Below are 9,662 nucleotides of genomic sequence, written 5' to 3' on the forward strand. Positions count from 1 at the left end.
AAAAATCTTTATATTAAACACACAAGCCGGATGAGAAAGCTATAATGAGTTAGTTGCACTGCGACGTTGGTGACTGCCATCAAGTTTTTTGATCTATGTCTTTAAAGAAAAGGGAACTAAATAGTTCTCGTGGCAGTATACCGGGCTTGTACCCGGAAACTTTAAACGAGCAACATCAGTACCCACCTGGTTTAACCAGGTCATAAACTTAGGTAAAACGGCGTTGCGGTGAACTTAAAATTTTTAGCTCCCAAATTTAACCAAAATTTGGGAGCTTTAGTTATTGGTATAATAAAAATTATAAAAAATTATTATTTATCTCTAATATTTTCATCTCATTGTGATAGCAAGCTTTAAGAGACAATTTATAAAATAAACCTTAAATTTTAGTGGACTGACCACCTTAAAATAGGGCATAAATATAACTCAAGACAGTTCAGTTAAAATCCTACCGCCTATGGCAACCCACTTTAAAAAGAGGGTAATAGAGGGTTATTAGCCCCATTTTTAAGAAGGGGTTATACCAATTCTATAAGAGGCTGCATATAGCTATCCTATTTGAGATATGAATAAGAGACTTCAAAGAGACAAGGTAAACAAGGGAGATAACTGAACTGTGTGGAAGTATAACTTTTGTGGTGCTTAATTCAGCATCAGGAGTATTCAAGTGGAACATTTTTTTAATTTTTTTCTATCACAGAACTTTATTCCGCATGGGCATTGTTATTTGTGGCAACCGAAATTAGTATGGCTACATATTTTGTCAGATTTTATAATTTCGATTTCTTATTATTCCATTCCCTTGATGTTGGTATATTTCATCAATAAAAGAGAAGATGTACCATTTAAAAATATTTTTGTTTTATTCAGTGCATTTATTATTTCTTGCGGTACAACTCATTTAATGGAAATATTGACGCTGTGGCATCCTTATTATTGGTTATCAGGAACAATCAAGGCGCTAACAGCAATTATTTCTTTTTATACTGCATTGACTTTAATACCTTTAGTGCCGCAAGCACTGACTTTACCAAGTCCTGCACAACTTGAACAAGCAAATCAAGCCTTACAAGTTGAAATTTCAGAACGTAAGTTAGTGGAAAATGAGTTACGTCAATATAAAGAACGCTTAGAAGAATTAGTAGAACAGCGTACGGCTGAACTAGCCACAGCCAATAAACAACTGCAAACTGAGATTGTGCAACGCCAGAAATCTCAAGAAAGAATGGGTGAGTTATTACAAGAATTAAAAAACACCAATCAAGAATTGAATGATTTTGCTTACATAGTTTCCCATGATTTAAAAGCACCATTAAGAGGTATAGGTTTATTATCAGAATGGTTAATTAATGACTATGGCGATAAATTTGATGAAGAAGGCAAAGATTTAATCAACAAAATTATCCTGAGAGTGAAGAAATTACAAAATTTAATTGATAGCATCTTAGAATATTCTAGAATTGGGCGGATTAGGGAAGAGAAGAGAGAAGTTAATTTACAATATTTAGTCAGTGATGTCATTGAAATTCTAGAACCAAGCAAAAATATTCAAATAGAAGTTAGTGATAATTTACCGATTATTTACTGTGAAAAAACTAAAATGCAGCAAGTTTTTCAGAATTTGCTGAGTAATGCCATTAAGTTTTTAGGTAAACCCCAAGGAAAGATTATCATTGCTTGTCAAGAAGTGGCAGATTATTGGCAAATCAGTGTTACAGATAATGGCATTGGCATTGAGGAGAAATATTTTACAAAAATATTCCAGATTTTTCAGAAATTATCTAGTACTGAAGACCCGACAAGTACAGGAATTGGTTTATCTATTGTTAAAAAAATTGTTGAGATGTATGGCGGTAGTACTTGGGTAGAATCAACATTTAATCAAGGTAGTACGTTCTTTTTTACTATCAAAAAAACGCTGCAAATTCAGCCAGTGCAACCAGTGTCTACAGATGTAGGAGTTCTGTTGGATATGTGAATAAGAGAGACAAGGGGGACAAGGGAGATGGATTATTTAGGATGGCTATATTTAGCTTAGTTGACTGCGGAACTTGTAAATACTAATAGTTAATAAAACTACTGCAAAGGCTACTAGTGCTAAAACATTCATCCACAATACATCTAACCCGACTCCTTTGAGTAAAATTCCTCGGACAATGGCGATGTAATGGCGTAGGGGATTGAGTAAAGACACAACTTGAAAGAAAGGTGGCATGGCTTCAATTGGTGCGATCGCACCAGAAGTCTGTACCATTGGTAAATTGATAAAGAAAGATGTGAGAACTACTTGCTGTTGCGAACGACAAACAGTCGCCAACATAATTCCTAAACTAATCCCCACGAATACATACATACTCGATAACCCAAAAAACAGGATAAAATTTCCTCGGAATGGGACATGAAATACTACTGTGGCTAATGTCAAAGCGAGTAGAACATCGCCGAGTAACAACACAGCTAAAGGCACAATTTTTGATAATAAAATTTGCCAGTTCGCCGCCGGAGTCATTAATAATTGTTCTAATGTGCCGGTATCTTTCTCCCGCACAACTGTGATTGCGGAAACTAATGTGCCAATTAATGTCAGAACTAAACCCATAACTCCCGGTACAAAAAACCAGCTACTAGTTAACCCAGGGTTGTAGAGAAAGACAACTTCCGGTGAAATTGGGGGAATAACTTGCGCCTCGGTTAAATGCAAATTATATTGTTGAATAATTTGATTCATATAATTTCCCGCAATCCCGGCGGTATTGGCATTTACGGCATCAATAAATACCTGAATTTCTGCTGATTTTTGGGCGAGTTGACGCGCAAAATCGGGGGGAATTATCACTCCGACATCTAATTTACCTTCTTCTACTTGGCGACTCAAATCTTTTTCGCTGCTTGGTACAGATTCCAGGGTAAAAATCTGATTGTATGTCATGGCTGACACTAACTCACGGCTGGCGCTGACGTTAGCATAGTCGATAACACCTAACCGTAAGTTATGCACATCAGGATTTAAGATAAATCCATATAGTAGTAGTTGGATTGTAGGTGGGACAATTAGTAAAACTATTAATTGTTTGTTGCGTAAAATTTGGCTAATTTCTTTTTTGACTAATGCCCAAAATGGGCTGTTTAATAATTTTTGAATAAGTTTCATGATTTTAAATAACCGCAAAGTATGTAAAGAGAAAAAGTAGTACTCCTAAATGATTCGTAAAAATATAGATAAGGAAACGAACCGCTAAGAACGCCAAGGGCGCAAAGGTAAGAAAGAAGAAAGAGATATAGAAATTTCACAAATGATTTAAGACTGCCATATTTTTTAAGATTAAGAAATTCCAGATAAAATATGTTTCAAATTTAGTTGTGAGATAGGAGTTCTTACTCTTCTCATCCAAAGACACAACGAATAGAGGTTAATTCGGTAATTGCATTCGGCTTAAAACTCGGCGTGATACGTTAAAGAAGAATAAACCCAAGATTGTCAACATAACTAAATCAAACCAAACTCCAGCAAAGCCTGTACCACGTACAAAAGCATCACGGGTAATATCTATGTAGTAACGCGCTGGAACTACGTTAGGCGCTAATGAAAGAGGGAAAGGAATATTATTGAGGGGATAAATAAAACCTGATAATAATAATGATGTGATAAATCCAACGAGGGAAACACCTTGAACGGCAGCATTTTGATTACTGCTACGTACTCCTATAAGTAAGCCAAAGAAGACGCTATCTATCAGAAATAGCAGCGTTCCAATTATTAAAGTCATGGGGTTGCTAACAAGCCCAACTTGAAAAATAATTGAGCCTAAAATCATTACTATTAATGTTTCAGTGATGGCAATTAATAAGTAGGCTAATCCTTTACCGAGTAAAAGTTCGGTGGCGCTGATACTAGAAGCATAGACTTGGATAATTGTACCTTTTTCTTTTTCTCTTACCATTGCGATCGCAGCTAACAAGGAAGGAAAAATCCACAACACAACGCCATACACTCCCGGCACTATATACAGTGATTCTAATCTGCCAGGGTTAAACCACAAACGCATTCTGGCTGTAATACTATTAGTTGGTGGTAATAATCCATGATGCTGCATAAAAAAGTTGGTGACTCTTTGAATACTATTTCTAATTACCCGCGCATTATTCACATCTGTAGCATCAATTAAAACTTGTACTGTTGTGTGTTTACCTGCTTGAATATCACGGCTAAAATCAGGTGGAATAATTACAGCCGCTTTGGCAATTCCTTTATCTATGGCATCACGTATAGGATTGCCACCAGACCATTGTTTGAGAATAAATTGATTGGTAGCATATAATCTTTCTATGTAGCTACTGCTGAGGTTTGTCCGGTTAAAATCTTGGACAATTAAAGGGATATCTTTACTTTCTAATCTGATGGCAAAACCGAAAATAATTAAGGTGATGAATGGTAAGATAAAGGCTAAGGCTAAGGTCAGGCGATCGCGGCGAAATTGGGCGATTTCTTTAATACATTGGGCGATGATTCTTTTCATCTAGCAATCCTATTTGGTATATGAATAAGAGAGACAAGGAGGACAAGGAGGACAAGGGAAAGATGTTTGTAATTTATAGCGTTTCTCGGTTGGATGAGGTACATTTCAACCCCACCCCCAACCCCTCCCCGCTTGCGGGGAGGGGAGCGTTTGCGTCAGCAAATGCGGGGTGGGGTTCCAACTGTATTACAAGCAAGTAAGAACTGCTATATTTAGGAATGCTATATCTTTCTCCTACTCCCCACTCCCAACTCCCCACTCCCTTAGTATTTATATTTGAGAACGCTCTACTATCCCAATAAACGCATCTTCTAAAGAGAAGGGTACGGGGCGGAGAGAATGAATTTGAATTTGATTGGCTTTTAATAGTTGAGTTATTTTGTTGATTTCTTGTTCAGGGTTATCTAAAACAACGTGTAAACTATTAGCAAAAATCGAGATTCTCCAAGAGTCGAAGTATTGTTTAAGTAACTTGGAAGCTGCTTGATTTTGATTCACCATAATTTCGATTAATTTGCCTGGTTGGGAGGCTTTAATTGAACTGGGTGAACCTTCGGCGACGGTTTCACCTGCAACCATAAAACTCATCCGGTTACACTGTTCGGCTTCTTCTAAATAGTGAGTTGTGACTAAAATGGCTGTACCGTTACGGGCGAAATCATTAATTAGCTTCCAAAACTGACGACGCGCCAAGGGATCTACGCCCGATGTGGGTTCATCTAAAAATAAAATATCTGGTTCGTGCATCACCGAAGCACCGAAAGCTACACGCTGTTTCCAACCTCCTGGTAATTGTCCGGTGACGAGATTTTCTTGTCCTTCTAAGCCACAGGTAGCAATTACCCAATCAATTTTTTCTCGCCGCAGTTTGCGCGGTACGCCGTAAACTCCACTATAAAATTCCAGGTTTTGCAGAATGGTTAAGTCATCGTAGAGGGTGAATTTTTGACTCATGTACCCAATGCGTCGCCGTAAGTCTGCACTCCGCAGATTTCCCGTCTCACCTCCCAGAGAAATTTCTCCACCACTGGCTTCTAACAGTCCGCACAACATTTTTATGGTGGTGGTTTTTCCCGCACCGTTAGCACCTAATAACCCAAATATTTCCCCGTAACGCACCTCAACATTCACATCTTTAACAGCGCGGAATTTACCAAAAACCCGACTCAGTTTATGAGCATATATCGCTATTTCTGAGTGCTGTACACTGAGCGAAGTCGAAGTGTGAGTGTTAAGTGCTGAGTGCTGAGAGTGGGGAGACAAGGTAGAGGGGGTAGACAAGGTAGAAAGATTGCTTCCTTGTCTCCCGTGTCCCCCTTGTCCTCCTTGTCCTCCGTGTCCCCCTTGTCCCCCAACTCCCCACTCCCCACTCCCAACTCCCCTTTTCCGCGAACGAGGAAAGGGAAAAAACTGCGGTACAGAACCTTGTTGACGCAGGCGCGTGACAAAGACGTTTTCTAATGTGGGTTCGCCATGTTCGATGCTGGGTGTGGGTAAATCATGTTCTTGCAAGAGTTGGCGGACTTCTGTTTCTCCCGCATCTAAATTTGGGACGAGGACATCTAAGCGATCGCCAAAAATCTGCACATCTATAATATTGTTTTGTACAGTCTGGGAAAGTATCTCTTCGGTGGCTGTTAAATTGGCGGTTCGCACTTCTAAGCGATGCAAGCCCAAGTTAGCGCGTAAATCTGCGGGTGTGCCAATTTCATGAATTTGCCCACTGTACATCAAAGCCACACGGTGACAGCGTTCGGCTTCGTCGAGGTAAGGTGTCGCTACAACAATTGTCATCCCCTCGGCGGAAAGTTCCGCTAACACATCCCAAAATTCTCGCCGGGAAACAGGATCAACGCCCGTGGTAGGTTCATCTAATAACAAAACTTCTGGTTGAGAAACTAAAGCACAACACAATGCCAGCTTTTGTTTCATTCCTCCAGACAATTGTCCCGCCAAGCGATCGCCAAATCTATCCAAACTCATTAATTTTAAATATTTTTGGCGGCGTTCCCACAGCAAATCATCCCTTACTTGCCGTAAACCTGCCGCATAACGTAGATTTTCATCAATACTCAAGTCTAAATACAGCGAAAACTGTTGAGTAAGATAACCCGTGATTAACCGTGCATCTCGCGCAGGTTGTCCAAATATCTGCACTTCCCCGGCGGTTGCTTCCATCACGCCGCCCAAAATGTGAAAGGTGGTGGTTTTTCCTGCGCCATCAGGGCCGATGAGTCCAAACATTTCGCCTTTTTGGATGCTGAAATTTATCCCTCGAACTGCTGCTAAGTTGCCATAGTGTTTGTGTAATGCTTGTACTTTGATGGCGGTTGTGGTGGGGCTGGATGAGGGCGGTATGATGGTGAGTTGCTGTGTCATAATTTTTCAGGCAGAGACGCGGAGGCGCAGAGAGTTATCAAAAGTTGGCAAACAAGTATCTTTCCCACTCCCTACTCCCTACTCCCCACTCCCTTCAACTGAATCTCCCCATCAGCCGGCATCCCAATTTTGGCGCAGGGCAAATCTGATTGGGCATAGGGATTTTCGGGGTTAAAGCAACCATCGGGGTTTGTGACTTCAACGCGAATACCGACGACTTGTCTGACTCTATCTTTTTGGAAGTAAATATTTTCTGGTGTAAAGGAAGCTTGGGGATCGATGGCAATGACTTTACCTTGCAAGGGTTTGTCTGGTGCAGAATCTAGGATAATTTTTGTGGTTTGTCCTAAGCGTACTTTGCCAATGTCGCCTTCGGGAATAAAACCGCGAAAATACAATGTTTTGGGGTCAACAATGGTCAATATCTTTGTTTGGCTGTTCACTACTGCCCCTGGTTCGGCACTCCGGGCTGTGACTACGCCATCTATGGGGCTGAGGACGTTTAAATCTTTTTTAGAGTCGGCAATTTGGGTGAGGATTTGTTGTTTGGCGGCTTGGGCATCTTTGACTTTAGCTTGTGCAGATTTAACTTTAGCTTGTGCAGATTTCAGTTGGGCGTAACTTTGCTGTTGCTTGCGGACTAAGGCGGTTAACTGGGCGTTGCGAATATCGGGGTTAAAGCCTGTGGTTTTGGCTTGGGTTAGCGCCCCTTCGACTGCACTTAATTGCTGATTTGCGGCGTTCACTGCCGCTTGTCTAGCTTCTAAGGTGGCTATGGCTGTGTCCAGGGTGGTTTGGGCTTGGTCGAATTGTTGTTGATTAATCGCGCCTTCTTTGACTAATTTGGCATAGCGATCGCGGTTGACTCGTGCTAAATTTACTTCTGCTGTTGCTTGTTTAACTTGGGCTTCTGCCTGGACTAATATCGCTTTGGCTGCGGCAACGTTCGATTGTGCTTGTTCTATTCTGCCTTGGGTATCGCCTTGAGATTGGCGTACGTTCAATTTGGCTTCGTTAATTTGGCTGGTAATTTCTTGAATTTCTCTTTCTACTCGTTCAACATCAGAAATTGCTTGTTGTTCATCTGATTCAGCCGATGCTATCCTTGCTTCCGCACCACGCAATTGGTTTTGTAGAAGTTGGTCATCGCTGTCATCCATTGTGATTAATTCTTGCCCCTTTTTGACAGCCGTACCTTCTCGCATAGCAATTGACTCAATTCTGCCGGAACGCTTCACCCCAATTTCGGTTTCATAACCCTCAATGCGACCGCTAACTTTCAGCACATTTGTTGCGCCTTGGGGTTGACTGTGCCAGACTGTGTAGCCGATACCAGCAATTACCAACACACCTCCAATAATTAAAGGTATTGGTTTTTGACGATGCTGCGGTTTGGATACTGGGACATTTGTAAGACTTTCCGGAGGAATTGGGGCAGTCTGAGTCATAGTAGCATCCTGGATGGGCGAAATATTTTGGTCATCATACTAGACTGTCCAGTATGATATAGCAAGAGATCAGCAAAAAAATTTACTTTTCATGCCTCATACCTCTACATCCCCACTGAAAATTGAGTTACCTGCAATTACGCAAAAACAAGAACAAATTTTGCAAGGTGCAATTCGAGTGTTTTTGCGCGAAGGTTACGCAAAAACTAGTATGGATAGGGTGAGTACAGAAGCTGGAGTTTCTAAACAAACAATTTACAGTCACTTTCAAGATAAAGAAGGGCTGTTTACAGCGTTAATGGAAAGGTTAACACTCAGGTGTTTTCAAAGTATTTTTGCTCACACAGAATTACAAGGTGAACCAGCCAGTTTATTACGTCAAGTTGGCGAAACTTACTTAACCAAAGTTGCCGATAATCCTGATTATGTGGCGCTGTTGCGCTTAGTGATTACGGAATCACAAAACTTTCCTGAACTCGCCAAACTTTATAATCAAACAGTTGTGCAACGTGGTCGATTTTTGTTGAGTCAGTATTTTGCATCCCATCCAGAATTAAATATTACTGACCCAGAAGCGATCGCTCATATTTTTATGGGTTCGCTAGTTTCCTATGTAATTCTACAAGAAATTATGTATGGAAAAGAGCTTATGTCTTTGTCACGCGATCGCCTGTTAGATAGTTTGATGACTTTGGTAATGAGTCAGTCTAAAATTACCTGAGTTGGGTGATAAGTAAACATTCTGAATATCATCAAAAGGAATGGAAAAATGCCCCTAATTTTTAATCAAGATAAATATAAAGAATTATTAATTAAATATCAGCCAAAGTTAATTAAAACTGAGGCGGAAAAAGAACGAATTTTAGCTATTGTCGAAGAATTAACACGGCGTTCTAATCTTATTCCAGAAGAAGCTGAGATTTATGAATTACTAATAACTTTAATCGAGAAATATGAACAAGAATAGGAGTTATGCTAATTCACGAAATTAAGGTTAAATTTCATACATTTTTTATTGTGGTGTGCTGATACCGTCGCACAGATGGCGATCGCTTTCTTCTACCGTCGAGTTATTCTGGAGATAATCTCGCGCCAAATCGCAAGCACTAACCATCAAAGAATCTAGATTCCAATCCCACAAAATTACGGTTTTATCCCAACTAGCAGAAGCAATGGTTTTACCGTCGGGACTAAAAGCCAGATCGTATAGAACCCATTTGGGATCTATGAAGTAGCTAACCGTTTGAGCATAAGTCTGACAAAACAGAGATGAATTTTAGTCGTCGCATTCTCCAAAGTTCTTTCAAAATTTTTGACC

Annotated in this window: 8 protein-coding genes, 1 other RNA gene and 1 pseudogene; 4 read left to right on the top strand and 6 right to left on the bottom strand. The window is 40.2% G+C overall.

Going from position 1 to position 9,662, the window contains the following annotated elements; genetic code table 11:
• Positions 1-52 precede the first annotated feature (52 nt).
• Both ssrS and H6G79_RS27545 read left to right on the top strand, forming a co-directional pair.
• A non-coding RNA gene (gene ssrS, locus H6G79_RS27540) (6S RNA) lies at positions 53-236 on the top strand.
• 425 nt (positions 237-661) lie between these two features.
• Positions 662-1,978: an ATP-binding protein gene (locus tag H6G79_RS27545; protein WP_190593240.1), complete on the top strand. Its 1,317-nt coding sequence runs from the start codon at positions 662-664 to the stop codon at positions 1,976-1,978.
• Positions 1,979-2,029: 51 nt separating this feature from the next.
• Here H6G79_RS27545 and H6G79_RS27550 read toward each other — a convergent pair whose 3' ends face one another.
• From H6G79_RS27550 to H6G79_RS27565, 4 genes are all read right to left on the bottom strand, one after another.
• A complete protein-coding gene (locus H6G79_RS27550) occupies positions 2,030-3,151 on the bottom strand; it encodes an ABC transporter permease (protein ID WP_190593233.1) in 1,122 nt (373 codons plus the stop codon).
• A 259-nt stretch (positions 3,152-3,410) separates the two neighbouring features.
• Positions 3,411-4,517 (bottom strand): ABC transporter permease, encoded by a 1,107-nt coding sequence (locus tag H6G79_RS27555; protein ID WP_190593234.1) that lies wholly within the window; start codon positions 4,515-4,517, stop codon positions 3,411-3,413.
• Between the two features lie 270 nt (positions 4,518-4,787).
• Entirely contained in the window at positions 4,788-6,896 is a 2,109-nt protein-coding gene (locus tag H6G79_RS27560) for an ATP-binding cassette domain-containing protein (protein ID WP_190593281.1), read from the bottom strand.
• 71 nt (positions 6,897-6,967) lie between these two features.
• Complete coding sequence (locus H6G79_RS27565; RefSeq protein WP_190593282.1) at positions 6,968-8,344, bottom strand: HlyD family secretion protein; 1,377 nt, start codon at positions 8,342-8,344, stop codon at positions 6,968-6,970.
• 91 nt (positions 8,345-8,435) lie between these two features.
• On the opposite strand from H6G79_RS27565, the gene H6G79_RS27570 reads away from it, so the two are divergent.
• Entirely contained in the window at positions 8,436-9,065 is a 630-nt protein-coding gene (locus H6G79_RS27570; RefSeq protein ID WP_190593283.1) for a TetR/AcrR family transcriptional regulator, read from the top strand.
• A 48-nt stretch (positions 9,066-9,113) separates the two neighbouring features.
• Positions 9,114-9,311 carry a hypothetical protein gene (locus tag H6G79_RS27575; RefSeq protein WP_190593284.1) on the top strand — a complete coding sequence of 66 codons (198 nt, stop codon included), beginning with the start codon at positions 9,114-9,116 and terminating at the stop codon, positions 9,309-9,311.
• A gap of 45 nt (positions 9,312-9,356) precedes the next feature.
• On the opposite strand, the gene H6G79_RS37475 is transcribed toward H6G79_RS27575, so the two are convergent.
• Both H6G79_RS37475 and H6G79_RS37480 read right to left on the bottom strand, forming a co-directional pair.
• The gene (locus H6G79_RS37475) at positions 9,357-9,485 is read right to left on the bottom strand and encodes a hypothetical protein (RefSeq protein WP_277877356.1); all 129 of its coding nucleotides are present in this window, start codon (positions 9,483-9,485) and stop codon (positions 9,357-9,359) included.
• 3 nt (positions 9,486-9,488) lie between these two features.
• A pseudogene (locus H6G79_RS37480) lies at positions 9,489-9,611 on the bottom strand (hypothetical protein); the annotation flags it as partial.
• Between the last annotated feature and the right edge of the window lie 51 nt (positions 9,612-9,662).

Source organism: Anabaena sp. FACHB-83 (assembly GCF_014697485.1).
GTDB lineage: Bacteria > Cyanobacteriota > Cyanobacteriia > Cyanobacteriales > Nostocaceae > Nostoc_B.